Origin of the sequence: Adhaeribacter terrigena (assembly GCF_016623615.1) — a bacterium.
Classification (GTDB): domain Bacteria; phylum Bacteroidota; class Bacteroidia; order Cytophagales; family Hymenobacteraceae; genus Adhaeribacter_A; species Adhaeribacter_A terrigena.
The window spans coordinates 501,875-518,840 of record NZ_JAEHFX010000003.1; the positions used below are offsets into that span (position 1 = coordinate 501,875).

The 16,966-nt window shown below is 44.2% G+C and carries 14 protein-coding genes and 2 tRNA genes; 8 read left to right on the plus strand and 8 right to left on the minus strand.

Going from position 1 to position 16,966, the window contains the following annotated elements; all coding sequences use genetic code 11:
- The first annotated feature begins 71 nt into the window (after positions 1–71).
- A complete protein-coding gene (locus I5M27_RS08760; RefSeq protein ID WP_200505815.1) occupies positions 72–341 on the plus strand; it encodes a helix-turn-helix domain-containing protein in 270 nt (89 codons plus the stop codon).
- Here I5M27_RS08760 and I5M27_RS08765 read toward each other — a convergent pair.
- A complete protein-coding gene (locus tag I5M27_RS08765; protein ID WP_200505816.1) occupies positions 338–1,057 on the minus strand; it encodes an SOS response-associated peptidase in 720 nt (239 codons plus the stop codon). The genes I5M27_RS08760 and I5M27_RS08765 overlap by 4 nt on opposite strands.
- Before the next feature lie 944 nt (positions 1,058–2,001).
- Between I5M27_RS08765 and I5M27_RS08770 the strand changes: the two genes are divergently transcribed.
- From I5M27_RS08770 to I5M27_RS18875, 3 genes are all read left to right on the plus strand, one after another.
- The gene (locus I5M27_RS08770) at positions 2,002–2,946 is read left to right on the plus strand and encodes a hypothetical protein (protein WP_200505817.1); all 945 of its coding nucleotides are present in this window, start codon (positions 2,002–2,004) and stop codon (positions 2,944–2,946) included.
- Between the two features lie 169 nt (positions 2,947–3,115).
- On the plus strand, positions 3,116–3,331 hold the full coding sequence (locus I5M27_RS08775; RefSeq protein WP_200505818.1) for a hypothetical protein: 216 nt from the start codon (positions 3,116–3,118) through the stop codon (positions 3,329–3,331).
- Positions 3,321–4,928, plus strand: coding sequence for a recombinase family protein (locus I5M27_RS18875; protein ID WP_394369083.1), 1,608 nt, complete (start codon positions 3,321–3,323; stop codon positions 4,926–4,928). Before I5M27_RS08775 ends, I5M27_RS18875 begins: the two co-directional genes overlap by 11 nt.
- Here I5M27_RS18875 and I5M27_RS08785 read toward each other — a convergent pair.
- Positions 4,891–4,966, minus strand: a tRNA-Thr gene (locus I5M27_RS08785). The two genes, I5M27_RS18875 and I5M27_RS08785, sit on opposite strands and share 38 nt — an antisense overlap.
- A 376-nt stretch (positions 4,967–5,342) precedes the next feature.
- Between I5M27_RS08785 and I5M27_RS08790 the strand changes: the two genes are divergently transcribed.
- Complete coding sequence (locus I5M27_RS08790; RefSeq protein ID WP_234462452.1) at positions 5,343–6,620, plus strand: PQQ-dependent sugar dehydrogenase; 1,278 nt, start codon at positions 5,343–5,345, stop codon at positions 6,618–6,620.
- Between the two features lie 122 nt (positions 6,621–6,742).
- On the opposite strand, the gene I5M27_RS08795 is transcribed toward I5M27_RS08790, so the two are convergent.
- From I5M27_RS08795 to I5M27_RS08810, 4 genes are all read right to left on the minus strand, one after another.
- Positions 6,743–7,315: a DUF4833 domain-containing protein gene (locus I5M27_RS08795; protein WP_200505819.1), complete on the minus strand. Its 573-nt coding sequence runs from the start codon at positions 7,313–7,315 to the stop codon at positions 6,743–6,745.
- Positions 7,316–7,389: 74 nt separating this feature from the next.
- Positions 7,390–7,462: transfer RNA gene (locus tag I5M27_RS08800), tRNA-Thr, on the minus strand.
- A gap of 127 nt (positions 7,463–7,589) precedes the next feature.
- The gene (locus tag I5M27_RS08805; RefSeq protein ID WP_234462453.1) at positions 7,590–10,154 is read right to left on the minus strand and encodes a DUF349 domain-containing protein; all 2,565 of its coding nucleotides are present in this window, start codon (positions 10,152–10,154) and stop codon (positions 7,590–7,592) included.
- A 54-nt stretch (positions 10,155–10,208) separates the two neighbouring features.
- Positions 10,209–10,760 (minus strand): YqgE/AlgH family protein, encoded by a 552-nt coding sequence (locus I5M27_RS08810; RefSeq protein WP_200505820.1) that lies wholly within the window; start codon positions 10,758–10,760, stop codon positions 10,209–10,211.
- 250 nt (positions 10,761–11,010) lie between these two features.
- On the opposite strand from I5M27_RS08810, the gene pdxH reads away from it, so the two are divergent.
- The 3 genes from pdxH (at position 11,011) to I5M27_RS08825 (ending at position 13,625) form a co-directional block, all read left to right on the plus strand.
- On the plus strand, positions 11,011–11,664 hold the full coding sequence (gene pdxH / locus I5M27_RS08815) for a pyridoxamine 5'-phosphate oxidase (RefSeq protein ID WP_200505821.1): 654 nt from the start codon (positions 11,011–11,013) through the stop codon (positions 11,662–11,664).
- A 106-nt stretch (positions 11,665–11,770) separates the two neighbouring features.
- Positions 11,771–13,069, plus strand: a complete 1,299-nt coding sequence (locus tag I5M27_RS08820; protein ID WP_200505822.1) for a DUF1015 domain-containing protein — start codon at positions 11,771–11,773, stop codon at positions 13,067–13,069.
- A complete protein-coding gene (locus tag I5M27_RS08825; protein ID WP_317193572.1) occupies positions 13,047–13,625 on the plus strand; it encodes a Maf-like protein in 579 nt (192 codons plus the stop codon). The genes I5M27_RS08820 and I5M27_RS08825 overlap by 23 nt, the downstream gene beginning before the upstream one ends.
- Positions 13,626–14,494: 869 nt before the next feature.
- Here I5M27_RS08825 and I5M27_RS08830 read toward each other — a convergent pair.
- Entirely contained in the window at positions 14,495–15,484 is a 990-nt protein-coding gene (locus I5M27_RS08830) for an NAD(P)H-dependent glycerol-3-phosphate dehydrogenase (RefSeq protein WP_200505824.1), read from the minus strand.
- Between the two features lie 85 nt (positions 15,485–15,569).
- Complete coding sequence (locus I5M27_RS08835) at positions 15,570–16,958, minus strand: efflux RND transporter periplasmic adaptor subunit (RefSeq protein WP_200505825.1); 1,389 nt, start codon at positions 16,956–16,958, stop codon at positions 15,570–15,572.
- Between the last annotated feature and the right edge of the window lie 8 nt (positions 16,959–16,966).

The window sequence follows — 16,966 nt, forward strand, 5'->3', positions numbered from 1 at the left end:
AATAAATTTAGATTTACAATATATAAAACTAAAATATTTAGTATTATTACCGAAAATATGAGATTATGTTTTTGAGAGAGAACCTGAAATTTTTGAGAAAAAGGCGCAAAAAAACGCAGGACGATGTAGCATACGCCTTAAAAATAAAGCGTTCAACTCTAAACAGCTATGAAAATGGAATTTGTGAGCCGAAGCTGGAAAGGCTAATTGCTTTAGCAGAATATTACCGCATCAGCATTGATGACATGATTAGAAGGGAACTGAAAAAGATGCCTGAAAGTAAACTACGGGCAGTAGAATTAATGCCCATAGCTATAATTGAAGGTGTGAGCAATGACTAAAACATACTTAGCTGTTCAGGCTGAGCAGGATACTCGTAGGGCTTAATAAGATCAGGGTAATTATTAGTAAGCTTTCCTACTTCATTAGAAACGGTATACATCTGGAGCAACTTCTCATTAAGTGGTTGCAGCATTGTTAGGTAATCTTTGGGATTAGCCTGTGGCTTCAGCCAGTCCATTTCATGACCAATGGGAAGAATAGCAGGCATGCGGTCATGTATCTTAGAAAGCATTGGATTAGGCTCCGTAGTTATGGAGGTAAATTGAATGGTTTCTTCTCCTGTTTGCTCGTCTACTATTCGCTTGTACAAACCAGCAATTCCAAACAAATCGTTATCTTTTAACAGTATGCGGTAGGGATGGCGATTAGCTTTTGATGTAGTGCTCCATTCGTAATAACTATCTACAAGCATAAAACAAGTCTGCCCAGCTTCCAATAAGGGGGCAAATGTTTTACGCTCAAGGAGTGTATCTGCCCTGGCATTGAGCAATAATGTTGGATGATGATTAACCGTGATCTGTAAGCCCCAGCTTAAAAACTGCAAATGCTCCGGCTCTTCACTGTTGATCACACCAACCTTTTGAGTAGGACCAATATTGTAATTAGGTACCAACTCAGCTTCATTTACCTGCTTGGCAAACCGGTGATTTACAGGTACACTTTCCTTTGTCAAGGTTACTCTGCCGCACATATATTTTGAAAGGTTAAAATTCATCTACAAACTACTGAATTAGCTTCAATGTTTGCATAGATTTAAACTCAAATGCCCAATAGACAAAACTGCTGAAAATTTGATCAAAATTTGGTCCAAGATTACTGCAAAAAATCACGATTAAAAGCACTAAGTTTTCAGTGCTTGATTTGCCTCACTTGAATCTCTAAAATTTACAAGAAAATAAACAACTTAATTGATTATATATCAGTGCATTAAGGCACTTATTTTGAACGAACAAAATCATGCAGATTCATAGCACTAAAATAGGCTTAAAAATGAAGGAAAATTTGAGCACTTTTACCTCACAATACCCCTCCTCAATTCTGTGTCTTAAGAGCACGCAATTTTAGGGCATTTTCTTTGCCCTAAACACTATCATTTTACTTCGCCAAAGTAAACGCTACTTTTTCTACCATACTACACTTTGTTACGAATGTAGGACGACTTGTTTTTCGATTGAAATCCACAAATTTTAAGAAATCTGTATAAACCAAGCTCAAGGTTTATAACTTTTCTAATTCTTCAGCGAAGATATTTCCAATGAAAAATGGATATTGTTTTCCTCCATTTTCGCACACAATCAAACAACTGACTTTTGCTTTTAAATTAAGTCATTTAGAAGATTCAAAATCAAGGTGTTAAACACTTTTAAAAACCAAACAAAAAGCTCCTAAAAAACACCATATTTCCATGTACTTTTAATTGCTAGAAAATTTGACCTTCATTTTTTGTATCTACAGAAGATTTCAGTGGGTAAAATGTAGCAAATTCAGTCCTTCCCATCACCTGTCCCATTTTTTCAGTACAATTCAGAACAATTAAGCTGCTTTTTCTATAGCTCATAGTTGAGTAAACACACACGCATACTCGAGTATAAAACAATACACTTTTGTTTGTTTAATCATTTTAACTTTTACCTTTGGGTATTGTTTTAAACTTATCCCATGGAACAGAATACTGTAGATACTGAACTTTCAGATAGTGAATCTTTCGCAGCATTGTTTGAGCGCCTCACTACCCCCCTGCTTTTATTGAAAGACTCAGGAGTAGCTTCAAAGAACTTCAATGACTGGCGCCGGGCGGACTTGTGGTTTGATGATGAAAGTGAGAAACGCACCTGGACCAAGCTTAGTTTTGAGCAACATATCTGGCTGAAGATGCTTCAACAGCTTCGGCAATTTGGCTGCTCTACTGAATTGATCTTAAGCGTTAAGCAACAGCTGCTGGTAGTACCTGATTTTGAAGCAGCCTTTAAGCAGTATGAGCAAAGATTTTACTCAGAATTAAAGAAACTTAGTTTATCGCCAGACGAAGAAGCAAAGCAAATCGAAAGCTTTAAAAGCGGCGAGTTATTCAAACAGTTAAAAGAGACTGCTGTAGGGCAGGAACTCGGTGCTGGCATGTCCATGCTTAGAAGCTTACTCATTGCTGCCTTAGTAAAGCATCAGCACGCTGCCATTTTGGTTTACCCGGATAGCAGGGTTGTTCCGTGGTTAGATGAGATTAGCTTAATCGATCCGGAAGTTCAGAAGCTTTTTAAACGCACCCATTTTTACCTTTCTATTACCGAGCATTTAATGGAATTCTTAACTGACCCAGACAAGGAAAGATTTATTGCTCCTTTACAGCTGCTCAGCCCGGAAGAATTACAGGTGCTTCGTGCTTTAAGGGATAATACCATTAAGACCATCACTATCCAGACAGAGAAAGATTCCAAATCAAAGAAAGTATCCAAGACGATGTTTACTACAAAAGGAGGCGTTATTGATTCGCAGGATCAGGAAGCTATTATGGATATACTCCTAAACAAAAAGTATAAAAGCTTTGAATTTGATCGAAGGAACGGTAACCGCTTTTACTTTGAAAGTGAATACCGGAAAGAACTATAGATCTAAAAAGAAAACAGCAATAGTGGATTAACTCACTATTAGCTAAAAATAATTAGTACCAGGCAAGGCCGGAGCCTGCCTGATGAATGGTCCTGAAAGCCTCAGCACCAATCCGAGAACCCTGCTGCCCTCCTGAAAGCCTCAGCCGCAGCCCTTGTGTTCTACCACAGTGAAACCTTTAATTAAAAATTTAAATCAGGAAAAAGAAAATCTAAAGGAAAAAGAAAATTTAACCCTTATTGAAAAGCTAACCACCATGGTTGCCAGTTTACCAAACTACAGCCATTTAACTAAAGAGGACCACAGACAAATTGCAGAATCTCTTCTTGATCTTAGTTATTCCTATTATTCCATTTTTCAAACCCAATATTGCAATGGCAACTAATAAATTTAACCAGTTCGCTTCCTTTGCCAAGAAGAATAAAAAGATAGTAAAGAAACTTGGCAAATATGCTGTAATCTATACCCGCGTTTCCTCAAAGGAGCAGGCGGATGAAGGGAATAGTTTAGAAACCCAGCTTAAATATTGCCAGCAATATGCCCAGCGGAATAACTATGAAGTTCTGGAGTACTTTGGCGGAACTTATGAAAGCGCTAAAAAAGACGAAAGAAAAGAATTCGTTAAAATGCTCTCTTTTGTAAAAAGGCAAAAAGCTAAAGTTAGTACCATCATTGTCTATAGCTTCGACCGCTTCTCCCGTACTGGTGGAAATGCCCTTTATCTGGCAGATCAATTAGAGGAGATTGGCGTTTCCATTTCTTCTTATTCACAGCCAACCGATGCTACAACTTCTGCTGGTAAACTCAACCAGAGCATGCAGTTATTATTCGGGAAGTATGATAATGATCAAAGAAGGGAAAAATCAGTAACTGGCATGAAAGAAGCCTTGCGCAGAGGTTACTGGGTGAGCAAACCTCCAATTGGTTATGAAAGGGCGATAAAAGATGGGCAGAATTGTATTGTTATCAATAAGACGGGAAAACTAATAAAACAAGCTTTCCTGATGAAAGCCAAAGAAGGCCTGAGTAATACCTCCATCAAAGCCAAGCTTAACAGCATGGGTTTGCGTGTAAGCAACCAAAAGCTTACTCATATATTTAAAAACCCCTTTTATTGTGGCATCATTACTAACAGTTTATTAGAAGAAGGTGAGCTAATAGAAGGCAGACACGAAGCGCTAATCTCAAAAGAATTATTCTTACAAGTTAATGATATTCAGTCTGTAAATCCTCAAGGCTACAAGGTACAGTTACAGGATGAGAATCTGCCTTTAAAGCAACATATCCGTTGTGCAACTTGTGGCACACCATTTACTGGCTATGAAGTAAAGAAAAAGGGCCTTCATTATTACAAATGCAATAAGATTGGCTGCAAGTGCAACAAGAGCGCTAAAACGATGCATGAGAATTACTTGGAGCTACTTAAAAAGTACCAGGTTGACCGAGAGCTAATCCCAGTTCTAAAAGAAGCATTAGCTGGTGTTTACGGAGAAATGAATGAGAATAATAAAAAACAATCAAAACTCATTCAGCAGCAAGCTACAGAAACCAGAAAGAAATTAGAAGACCTAGAAGAGCGTTTTGTATTTAGAGAAATCCCAAAAGAACTTTATGAAAAGTATAGCCAGAAATTAAAGGATGAGCTAAGGACAACCGAAGCACAATTGGCAGAACTCGACGGACCATTATCGAACCATCAAAAATTCATTGAATTAGGCTTAAATTTTAGTGTAACGCTCTGTGAATCATGGGAAAGCGCTAACTTCATGAATAAGCAAAGACTCCAAACCTTAGTATTTCCGGAAGGAGTGTACTTTGACCGTCAAAAACAGGGTTATCGAACTCCAAGAGTTAACTCGATTTTCAAGTTAACTTCTTCATTATGTGAACATTACAAAGAGGCTAAAAAAGAAAAAACCAGCCTAAAGACTGGTTTTTCAAATTTGGAGCCCCCAGTCGGAATCGAACCAACGACCTACTGATTACAAGTCAGTTGCTCTACCAGCTGAGCTATGGAGGCTTCTACCGTTCAGGCTGCTGCCCGATTGATGATGCAAAAGTAGCAAGCTGAGTTTAAATTCCAAACTTTAACGCCTACTTTTTTCTTAAAAAAAGATAGCATTTTTTTATTCAGTTCTATCTGGCTGGTTTTCAAAAAGTTCAGCCTTATTTATTTTAATTTTTGTCAAAACAAAAAACATCGGGTTGGTTAATTCGGGCATTATATTTTAAATCTTCGGAAATAAATCAGCCAGCAATAAACTTTACCCCCTTATTTATTATGAGTAAAACAGTTAAGGGCCGCCAGCCGTAGTGCAGATTTAAGCGGCAGTTATTTTTAGCATTATCGCCTCTTATATTATAAGATTTTCGGCCACATTCTTACTGAACCCCGCATGATAAAACCGTCTTTATTTGCTTCGCTTACCATGGTGTTTGCTTTAACCGGAGCTTCCTGTCAGAGCCAGACTACCAGCCATGACCAGACTACACAAACCCAAAGCCAGGCGGGCAGCAACGAGCAAAACCCTCAAAAATGCAACCCGCTGGAAACCCGCAAACCCAATTCCCCAAACCAGAAACCAGCTTTTGCGGAACAAACCCGTGCCTGCGCCATAAAAACAAATGCCGCGTTTGAGGTGCAGGTGTTAACCAAGGGACTTGAAAAGCCCTGGGCGGTAGAACCCCTCCCCGATGGCAACCTGCTGGTAACTGAAAAACCCGGCCGGATGCGGATCATTTCGGCTTCCGGGGCTATGGGCCAACCTCTAACCGGGTTACCCCAGGTGGATTATAAGGATCAGGGAGGTCTACTGGATGTAGCCCTGAGTCCTGATTTTAGTACCAGCCGCACCATTTTCTGGAGTTATTCTGAGCCCCGCAAAGGCGGCAATGCAACCAGCGTAGCCCGCGGCGTGCTTTCTGCCGACCAAACCCGACTGGAGCAGGTAAAAGTAATTTTCCGGGCAATGCCTACCTATGACGGCCACATGCATTTTGGCTCCAGATTAGCTTTTGGTCCGGATGGTATGTTGTATGTAACTCTCGGGGAACGCTCCGATAAAGAGATCCGGCCGCAGGCCCAGCACATGAACAGCCATATGGGTAAAATTCTGCGCATCACACCAGATGGCAAACCGGCACCGGAAAACCCTTTTCTAAACCAATCCGGGTCTATGCCCGAGATCTGGACCCTGGGGCACCGCAATGTGCAGTCCTCCGCCTTCGACGAAAAAGGGCAATTCTGGGTAGTAGAAATGGGACCGCAGGGCGGCGACGAGCTAAACCTGATCCAGAAAGGAAAGAATTATGGCTGGCCATTGGTTACCTTCGGGGAAGAATATTCGGGCGCACCGGTTCCAAATTCGGTAACCGATAAAGCCGGTTTTGAGCGCCCGGTATATTACTGGGATCCGGTAATTGCCCCGTCGGGTGCGCAGTTTTACAGTGGCAAAGCGTTTCCGGAGTGGCAGGGCAATTTGTTTGTAGGCGCATTGCGCGACCAAAGACTGGTGCGCCTGAAAATTGAGAACAACAAAGTAACAGGCGAAGAACATTTGCTTACTGACCGGAATCGGCGCATTCGCGATGTACGGGAAGGACCGGATGGCGCTTTATACCTGGTAACGGACGAATCGAAAGGAGAATTGCTGAAGATTACGCCGAAAAAATAACCATTAGGAACCGCCAGAATACGAATAAATCCTTTAGTGGTAAACTTGTTTTTTGCCGGCCGTGATTTTAAGAAAACAATTAATAAAAACGCTATGGTTTCCGGTATAAAAAGTCGCAACCTTTAAGGCTTAAACCGTTCCATTACCGCTTTTTCAGAAACAGCATCCCGGCCTTTCAATTCTACATAAAGAACGTTGGGTACCCAGAAAGTACCGCCTTCAATGCGCACGAACACGCGGTCTAAAATAACTTGTTCCTGGTTAATGCCGGTATAAACCTGAAAAGCGCCCTGGCTGTTTTTGCGCAGGTAAAGTTTCAGCTTGCTATACGAAACAAAGGTCAGTTCATAGTGGTCTTTCGCCAGTTTTTTAGTGTTTAGTCCGTAGGCAAATTTCCGCTGAATGTAATTTAATTCTTTCCGGCTTCCGCCTTCGGCATACCGGATCCAGAAAATGCTGATTGGTTCAGCTTCATTTAGGAGCCCGGCCCCGGTGCGGTTCAGCTGATAAATCACGGTATTGGCGTCCGGATCGCGCTGCACGTAAAACAGCAGATCCTTAACATTTTTTGGCACCGGTAAATTATCGGTAACTCCACCGGCTGTAAATTTAATATCATAACGGAAGGAAAAACCAGCTAAAAAAACAAAACCGGCAAGTAGCAAGGCATTTCTGGTAAAGTTTGTACGCTTCATTTTCCGGAATCTTATTAATTGTAAAATAAAACAAAAAAGCACTTCCGAAATATTCGAAAGTGCTTTTCTTTTTGAGCCCCCAGTCGGAATCGAACCAACGACCTACTGATTACAAGTCAGTTGCTCTACCAGCTGAGCTATGGAGGCTTCTACCGTTCAGGCTTGTGGCCCGATTGATGATGCAAAAGTAGCGGCTCAAATTTATTTTACAAGTTTTTGCCGCTACTTTTTTTCATCTTTTTAATAACGTTTTGAAAATCAATCCTAAAAATTATTAGCTCCGGATCTCTTTCAGCTGTTTTTGCAACAATTCTATCCTTTTGTTAGCTTCGGCAATGCGGGCATCGTATTCCTGGCGCAGCACTTCAGCGTTTTTAGAACGGGCAAAAAATTCGATATTCGTTTTTAAGGTACGAATGTCATTTTCCAGCTGGCTGATCTCCTTGCGAATACTCTGCTCTTTCTGATAAAGTTTATTCGTAGCATCGGGGCCGCCTTTCAGTTTGTTCATCTGCAGCTTAAAGAGCACATCCGTTTTTTGTTCGTTGCTCAGTTCCGGTACAGTATCCAGGTATTTTTCCATCAGGGCAAAGAATTTTTCTTCGGCCTGGGCATTGCTGCGGCCGCTTCCGCCATCGAAACTTTGCCATTTGGCTACCATTTCTTTCAGGTGTTCCAGATTACCCGCTTGCGGGTGTTGGTGCTGGTGCTGGGTAACCCGCTCGGTAAGTTCTTCCAGATACGTGGTTTTTTCTTCTGAAAGTTTATCCAGTTCCGCTTCTTTGTGCTGGGCTTCGGCCTGGCGGCGATCGAAGAATTCGTTGCAGGCTGCCCTGAACCGCTCCCAGATCTTATCGGAATATTTATCCGGAACGCGGCCAATGGTTTTCCATTTTTTCTGAAGCTGGATCAATTGTTCTTTGGTAGCGTCCCAGTCGGTGCTGTCTTTCACCGCTTCCGCTTGTTCGCAAAGTTCGGTTTTAAGTTTCAGGTTTTGCATTTTCTGCTCATCCAGGGCTTTGAAGAACTGATTTTTATTGTGAAAGAAAGCCTTGTAAATGCCCCAGAACTTTTTGTTGATCACATCGGCATTTTCTTTGGGCACTAAGCCAATGGCATCCCACTCTTCTTTAATTTTCTGAATTTCGTCGGTTTTATCGCGCCAGTCGTTTATGCGGTCAGTATTGTAATTCTGGAAAGTTTCCAGGCGGCTGAGCACTTCGGTTTTACGGGCAAGATTGGCGGTTTCCACTTCGCGGCGGCCGGCCATGAATTCTTTTTTGCGCTCGTGTACTTTTTCCGATGCCTGAATAAAACGTTCCCAGATCTGGTCGCGCTGTTCGTTGGGTACCGGGCCAATATTTTTCCACTCTTCGTGCAAATGACGCAGTTCCTGCAAACTGGCATTAATGGAAGGATTATTTACCAAGGCTTCGGCGCGGTTTACCAGTTGCAGTTTAGCATCCAGGTTTCGTTTGCGGTCCAGCTCTTTCAGCTCAAAGTAAATGCTGCGGTTGTTGTAGAAAATATCGAGCAAGGCGTGGTACGAGTTCCAGAGCTGCTGACTTTCGTTTTGCGGCACCGGCCCGATCGCTTTCCATTCTTCCTGAATGGCTTTCATTTTATCGGCGCTGCTTTTGGTTTCGGCGGCTTCTACCACTTCGCGAAGCTGGGAAATAAGCTCCTGTTTGCGCTGCAGGTTTTTATGTTTCTGTTCTTCTTCGCTGCGCAGATCGCGGTGGCGGTTTTCCCGGAATTGCTGCATGGCTTTTTCAAGCTGCTGGCGTTCCGGTGATAACCGGTATTCGAAATCGTCGGCGGTTCCTCCTTCGGCAATGAATTTTTCCTGCGCTTCGTGTTTTTCGGCGGCCAGTTTCAATTCATATTCGCGGTACATTTCGTTTACCTGCCGGTAGTTTTTGCGGTTATCGGTTTTCAGAATGGCCGTTAACTGCCGCTCGAGTTCTGCTGCCGGCATAGCCGCATAATCGGTATCGGTAAACTGTTCGTCTTCTGTGCTTAACTCGTAAACTTCTACCGGTTTATCGGAGGAAGCAGTCGTTTCAGACGTACCGGCATTTTCAATTTCCTCGGCTTTGCGCTGCGCCGGCATAATTTCCGGAATTACTTCGTGGGCAGCAATAGCACCAGAAATTACGTTCCCGATTGAATTCTCATCGCCTAAGGCTGCATCCCGTTCTGCTTCGGTTGTTTTAGAAACGGTAGGTTCCTGGCCTGAAAAAGTACCGATCGCCTGTCCGGTTTCTGAAGCCGGGGTTTCGGCAACGCGGGTCTCAAATGTTTCCGGTTCTCTTGCAGGCTCACTTACAGGGGTAATGGGCAATTCTGTAGGAGGAATTACTTCGCGGGCTGCAATAGCACCACCGGCGACTGTGGCAGCATCCGGCAGGGAAACAGGAGTTTCTGTTGGAGTTGGAGTTGGAGTAGTAGTGGAAGTTGTAGATACCGGTTCGGTGCGGGGCATGTTTTCCGGCAACGCAATCGAAGTTTCTTCGGTCTTTGCAATGGGAGTTTCTTCCGTTTTTTCAATACGTATTTCCGGAATGTTCTGCTCTTCTTGTGCTTCCGGCATAGGAATGGAATTCGTGGCCGGGGCGGCTGAGGGTGCTATGGGTTCGGCGGGCATCCCTTCGGCAAAAGCCGTTGGTGCAACTGGGGCCGCGGGCTCAGCACCTCCGGTTTTTCGGGCGTTGATCTCGGCCAGACGTTTTTCCAGAATACTCATTGCGTCTTCCTTGGGCGCAGGCGGCGGGGTATTATCGGGTTTATTTTGGTTAGCGTTATTCTCGTTCGTCGGTTTTTCGTTCTCTAAGGTCATTAGCTCGGGGGTTAGCGTTTATTTACGGTTGGTGTATTTTTTTTAAAATCGGTATCAGTTTAAGCTCGGGTCTACCGGGTAGTTAGAAAGGATCTTGTACTTCCCGCCCATTTCTTTCAGGATCTGGCGCCAGAGCGTATCGGTATTCAAAGTAAATAATTTTTTCGAGGCATTGTTGTTCACGATCCAAACATTTTTCTCAATCTCTTCTTCCAGCTGCCCGGGCGTCCAGCCGGAGTAACCTAAAAAGAAGCGGATCTCTTCCGGGTCTATTTCACCGGCTTCGAGTTTGCTTTTTACAAAATCGTAATTCCCGCCCCAAAACAAGGTTTCGCTCAGTTTTATAGCATCCGGAAAATCGGCGCGGTTATGAATATAATGCAGCGTGTTGTGCTGCAAAGGTCCGCCAATCCCAAGCTCCATTTCAAAGCCGTTATCGAAATAATCGAGTACGTCGGCCAGTTTTAAATTGGAACGGCGGTTCAGCACAAGCCCGAAACTTCCTTCCTCGTCGTGCCGGCATATCAGCACCACGGTCCGTTCAAAGTTCGGGTCGCCCAGGTAAGGTTCAGAGATCAGGATGCTGCCGGCTTTAATATCTGTCATTTGCATTCTTATTATACTTTTCAAGCCTAAAACACTACCGTTTCCGGTTATGCCATTTCACAGTACGCACAACATACTCCTTAAATGGCAAAAATGTTAATTAAATAACCGATAATCGTAAAAAAAATTGTTCCATTCAGTATTTAGTCTTGTATACCCTAAAAACCATTTGGCAAACAATAGGTTTTCAGGAATTAAATGAAGGCTTACCGGCTATTTTTTTTAATTTTGAACAGCAATGCCCAAAACTATGAACCACCCCCTTTCCCTTGCCGATATCCGGAAGAATTATTCCCGGGAAGAACTGACCGAGCAAAGCGTAGTGCCTAACCCGATCAATCAGTTTGAATTGTGGCTGAATGAAGCTTTAAAAGCCCAGGTAGAAGAGGCTACGGCTATGGTGCTTTCAACCGCGACTTCCAATGGCCGGCCCTCGTCGCGCGTGGTGCTTTTAAAAGGTATAGAAAACGGCAACTTTATCTTTTTTACGAACTATCTGAGCCGCAAAGGCCAGCATCTCAGCGATAATCCGTATGCAGCCATTACTTTTTTCTGGCCGGCTTTGGAACGGCAGGTGCGCATAGAAGGGAAAATAGAGAAAATTTCCGAAACGGCTTCCGATATTTATTTCCATTCGCGCCCGAAAGGCAGCCAAATCGGGGCCTGGGCCTCGCCCCAAAGCCAGGTGGTAAATAACCGTGCCGCTCTGGAACAGGCCGAACGCAGCTATGCCGAGAAATTCAGCTCTACGGTAGAAATCCCTCGCCCTGATCATTGGGGTGGCTATCAGTTGGTGCCCACTTATATGGAATTCTGGCAAGGCCGCCCTAACCGCCTGCACGACCGCATAGTATATGAAAGACACGAACACGGCGGCTGGCAGATTAACCGCATTGCGCCCTGATTTTTTTAATTAAAAATTAAGAATTAATACCTCTGACTTTAAAAGGTGAAAACGGTACCGTTTTTAGGTTTTAAGTCGAAACTTCGAAAATCGAACATACGAAAACATGGCCGAAATAAAGCCACTCCGCGCCTGGCGCTATCATTCTAAATTTACCCCTGAGATCGATTCGCTCACGTCGCCCTTATTCGATGTGGTTTCTAAAAAGCAGCGCGAAGCCCTCTACCAGAATCCTTTAAATAGTATTCACTTATCAGTGCCCCGGGGCGAAGAACCGGCCCAAAATGCTGCCACACTGCTGCACGAATGGAAACGTGACCAGGTGCTGCACCAGGATGAGCTGCCGGCCATTTACGTTTATTACCAGCATTTTCAGTTAGCCGGATCGAATAAAGCTTATGTGCGCAAAGGTTTTCTGTGCCACATTAAAGCCTACGACTGGGATGAGAAGATTTTGCTGCGCCACGAAAACACCATTCCCGATGCGGTAAACGACCGGATAGAATTATTGGAAAAAACCCTGCTCAACAGCAGCGCCACCCACGGACTTTATGCCGATCCTGATTTCCGTTTAGAGCAATTTATGGATGAAGCCATGCTGGACCCGGTTTACGAAACGGAAGATTACCAGGGCGCCCGCGATGTATTAGCAATCATTCAGGACGCCAGGGTTATTGAGCAGTTTATCAGCGTTTTAAAAGAAAAGCAGGTACTGCTTGCCGATGGCCATCACCGCTACGAAGGCTCGCTGGAATACCGCAAAAAGATGATGGCCGCCAACCCGCACCATACCGGGAACGAGGCTTACAACTATCATTTAATGTACCTGACCAATTCCGAATCGGATGACCTGCGCATTCTGCCTACGCACCGTTTGCTGGAGAAACTCCCGATCCCGAAAGAAGATTTTCTGCAAAAGCTGGAACAATTTTTTGTCGTTACGCCCAAGGAAGACCCGTTTGAACTGAACGAAGTAATTGCCGGCAAGCCCTGGGCTTTTGGTTTATATTTAGACGGCCAGGCTTATAAATTGCGGCTGAAACCGGAAGTGCACGGTATGATCGATTGGGAAACCACGCCGGAAGTAAAGGAACTGGATCTGACGGTGCTGCATTTCTTCGTTTTCGAGAAAGTGCTGGGCATTGCCTCGGAAGCGCAACGGAATTACCCGGGCCTGAGTTACGTGCGAAACTTTACCGAATGTATTTCCAAGGTAGATACGCACGCAGCAGAAGCCGCTTTTATTACGAATGAAGTATCGATGGAGCAGGTAAAAAAAGTTTGCTACAGCGGTGCCATTATGCCCCAGAAATCTACGTTTTTTTACCCGAAAGTGATCTGCGGATTTGTTTTTAGTTCTATTAAAGAAGAGGAATTTGCCCGTGAAACTGATCCTGGCTTCTAATTCGCCGCGCCGTAAAGAAATTCTAAGCGGCCTGCGCATTCCGTTTACCATTAAGATCAAAGACGTAGCCGAAGACTTTGAACCGCATCTGCAACGCGAACAAATTGCTGAACATTTAGCCGGACACAAAGCTGCCGCTTATAAAACCGATCTGCAGGCCGATGAAGTAGTGCTTACCGCCGATACCATTGTGTGGCTGCAAAACAGCGTACTGAACAAACCCAAAGACCTGGCCGAAGCCAAGGAAATGCTCCAACGTTTATCGGGCAATGTGCACGAGGTAATTACGGGCGTCTGCCTGCAATCGCGCCAAAAACAGGAAATTTTTCATGATGTTTCCAAAGTCTATTTCCGGAAGTTAAGCGAAAAGGAGATCGATTTTTACCTGGAGCATTTTAAACCGCTTGATAAAGCGGGGGCTTATGGGGTTCAGGAATTCATTGGCATGATTGGCATTGAGCGGATCGAAGGTTCTTACTTTAACGTAATGGGTTTGCCCGTGCATTTAGTTTATGAGAAGCTAAAGGGTTTTGGTTTAGATCTTGAAAGCATTTAAGCTGAAAACAGTTTTTATGTTATACATGACAGCGTTTTCTTAGTCATCCCGACGTCAGGAGAGGTCCCATCGGGTTGGTTAAATGTTTGCTATTGAGTTCTTGAGCCTAAAAGGATAGCGTTTTTATAGCTTGCTTTAGTTTTTAATTCTTAATTTTTAATTATTAATTAAGCTTTCTCCCTCAAGCCGGGTGGCTTCGTTTCTGCGTTCGCGGCTGCAACCCTTCCTGCCCTTGCGGGCTGCCTCGTTCCTCGGCACCGGAAGTCTTGGAGGCCGCTCGCACAGAAACTGGTGTCAGCTTCCCTTCGTAGTGAACTTTCTTTTAGTTTAGTTATCTTCAGTCCTTGATTTCATGTGACGCTGCGCTGGCGATAGGCTTGAAAGGAATTTGAAAGAGAAATTCTGTAAATTCTCAAATTCTGATTCAGAAAAATAATCCTGCCAATCCCATAAATCATAAAAATCGTGTTCAGACTTCATCCCCGTCTCCTTCAGCTGACAGAAAAGCTCCCTCCTTTTCAGGAACGAGCTTGGGGTGGTTGACTTTAGGGCTGTAGTGTTTCACACTACTTTTCAATTCGCAACAATTGAAAATCCTTTAATCCTCAAATCTTATAAATCCTAATTCAGACAGATTAAATCCTGCCCATCTTTTAAATCATGATAATCGTGTTCAAACTATTGATCAGATAACGCGCTTACAGGTCGCTACCTGCACCTCAATAATAGCCGAAAACAAAGGAATCATAAAAATCAAAAGAATCATAGTGCAGACAATTGCCCTCAAAATCCTGATTCTGATTCATAAAAAAGGCCGGATAAATCATTATCCGGCCTTTTACTTTTTATGCTTGAAACCCTACCGTTTTTTACTTGAATTTTTCTTTCAGAATTTCCATTTCTACCGCTGGTGAAATACGTTCGTAAAGAATATTATAAACGGCTGTGGTAATTGGCATATCAACTTTATATGTCTTGTTCAGTTCGAAAATGCTTTTCACGGCGTAATAACCTTCCGCGATCATGTTCATTTCGAATTGGGCCGATTTTACGCTGTAACCCCTGCCGATCATATTGCCGAACGTACGGTTACGACTGAATTGGGAATAGGCCGTTACCAGCAGATCGCCTAAATAAGCCGAACCTACCAGGTTGCGGTGCTGCGGCATAACGGCGGTCAGGAAACGCTCAATTTCATCCATCGCATTCGACACCATTACTGCCTGAAAATTATCTCCGAAACCCAGACCGTGGGCAATTCCGCAGGCCATGGCAATAATGTTTTTCATAACGGCACAATATTCAATACCGTCCAAATCATCCAGCGGGTTGGCTTTTACGTACCGGTTGCGGAGCAATTCGCAGAATCGGTTTGCATGGTCAAGGTCGTGCGAGCCGATAGTAAGATACGATTGCTTTTCGAGCGCCACTTCCTCGGCGTGGCAGGGGCCCGCAATTACGCATTGGTGCGAAGCGGGTACGTTGTAATGCTTTTCGAGGTAATCAGTTATCAGGCAGTTTTCGTCCGGAATCATGCCTTTTATGGCCGAAACCATCACCTTGCCTTCAAAAGCAGTTTTGGGCAGCGAAGCAATAGCGTTTTGCACGAAAGCTCCCGGCACCGCCAGAATTACCCAATCCGATGCTTTTACTACCGCAGCCAGGTCGTTGAACGGTTTTACGTAGTTCAGGTCGAAGCTTACACCGCTTAAATAACGCGGATTATGCCGGTACTGCAACAAGTGTTTTACATCGTCCTGCTGGCGCATCCACCAGTGAATTTCCGATTTGTTTTCCGAAAGGATCTTTACGAGTGCGGTGGCCCAACTGCCGCCGCCAATTACCGCTATTTTTTCCAATTTTAGTTTCGCTTTAAAAATAAAATTCCGGTCCCGAATTGCTTCGGGACCGGTTTTTTGTATGTTTTACCTACCGTTTTCCGGTTTATTCTTTGTCGTCGCCTTTGGTTTCGCTGGCTTCTTTTGCAATGGTTTCCGCATCTTTAACCACTACGTTGTCGTTGTTTTTCAGGGTTTTGGAAACCGCCCGGAACGGTCCGGAAATTACCTCCTGCCCTTCTTTCAAACCTTCCAGAATTTCAATGTTATCAAAGTCGGAAATCCCGGTCTTTACTTTCTTAGCTACCGCCTTGCCGTTTTCGAGCAGAAATACGATCTCCACCAATTCCTCCTTCGGTTTATTTTCATCTTCTGCCTCGTTCTTATCCTTCCGGCGGTCTTCTTTTTTCTCTTTGCCGGTCAGGAAATTGGCGGTACGGGTCGTTACCGCAGCCAGGGGAACGGTTACAATATTGCGTTTCTGATCAGTAATAATATCTACTGAGGCGGTCATGCCCGGCCGAAAAGGATTGCGTTTTCTGGTGCGCGCCAGTTCTTTGTAAGATTCATTCAGCAGGCGGATGCGCACTTCAAATTCCGTTACTGCTTCCAGCGTTAAAGCATCTTTGGCGGTATTGGCAATCTGGGTTACCACGCCCTTAAATTTCTGGTCCTGGTTCGAATAAGAATCAACGTCTACAATTACCGAATCGCCGAGTTTTACGCGCACAATGTCGTTCTCATTCACGTTTACGCGCACTTCCATGGTGTTGAGGTTGGCAATGCGCAGCAACTCCGTACCCGCCATTTGCGACGTGCCTACTACCCGTTCGCCGCGCTCTACGCCCAGTTTGGAAATAGTACCGCTTACCGGTGCATAGATCGTGGTTTTATTCAGGTTTTCGCGGGCTTCTTTTAAAGAGGCAATGGCACTTTGTACGCCGTATTCTGCCGCTTTTACGCTTTCCCGACCCGATTCTATTTCCTGCTGGCTTACATCGAAATTGGCTTTACTGGTTTCAAATTCAGCCTGCGAAATTACTTTTTCCTTGAAAAGCGACGTATTGCGCTGGTGCGTTTGTTTTACCTGCACATTGTTGGCAATGTTCTGCGAAAGCCGCGCCCGGGCCTGGGCAAGGTTGGCTTTTGCCTGGTTCACGGCTGCCACGCGCATATCAACCATGCTTTGGTAATTATCCGGCTTAATCTTTAACAGCAACTGGCCTTTTTTTACCGAATCGCCTTCAGCTACATGCAGTTCAATTATTTCACCGGAAACGTCCGGGCTGATCTTCACTTCTACTTCCGGCTGCACTTTTCCCGAGGCGCTTACGCGTTCAGTAATGTCGGCACGTTTAACTTTATCTACGGTTACAGCGGTGCCCGCCGGTTTGCCGACCCAGCCTTTTTTCTTGGCCACCAGGCCAATAATCAATAATACCAAAACAATCGCACCTAAAATATAGATCAGGCGGTTGGAGCTTTTTGCAGCCATAGTTTTTT

Coding starts and splice junctions, on each gene's coding strand:
- I5M27_RS08765 (WP_200505816.1), bottom strand. CDS start 1,057: ATGAATTTTAACCTTTCAAAATATATGTGCGGCAGAGTAACCTTGACA.
- I5M27_RS08770 (WP_200505817.1), top strand. CDS start 2,002: ATGGAACAGAATACTGTAGATACTGAACTTTCAGATAGTGAATCTTTC.
- I5M27_RS18875 (WP_394369083.1), top strand. CDS start 3,321: ATGGCAACTAATAAATTTAACCAGTTCGCTTCCTTTGCCAAGAAGAAT.
- I5M27_RS08790 (WP_234462452.1), top strand. CDS start 5,343: ATGATAAAACCGTCTTTATTTGCTTCGCTTACCATGGTGTTTGCTTTA.
- I5M27_RS08795 (WP_200505819.1), bottom strand. CDS start 7,315: ATGAAGCGTACAAACTTTACCAGAAATGCCTTGCTACTTGCCGGTTTT.
- I5M27_RS08805 (WP_234462453.1), bottom strand. CDS start 10,154: ATGACCTTAGAGAACGAAAAACCGACGAACGAGAATAACGCTAACCAA.
- I5M27_RS08810 (WP_200505820.1), bottom strand. CDS start 10,760: ATGACAGATATTAAAGCCGGCAGCATCCTGATCTCTGAACCTTACCTG.
- pdxH (WP_200505821.1), top strand. CDS start 11,011: ATGAACCACCCCCTTTCCCTTGCCGATATCCGGAAGAATTATTCCCGG.
- I5M27_RS08820 (WP_200505822.1), top strand. CDS start 11,771: ATGGCCGAAATAAAGCCACTCCGCGCCTGGCGCTATCATTCTAAATTT.
- I5M27_RS08835 (WP_200505825.1), bottom strand. CDS start 16,958: ATGGCTGCAAAAAGCTCCAACCGCCTGATCTATATTTTAGGTGCGATT.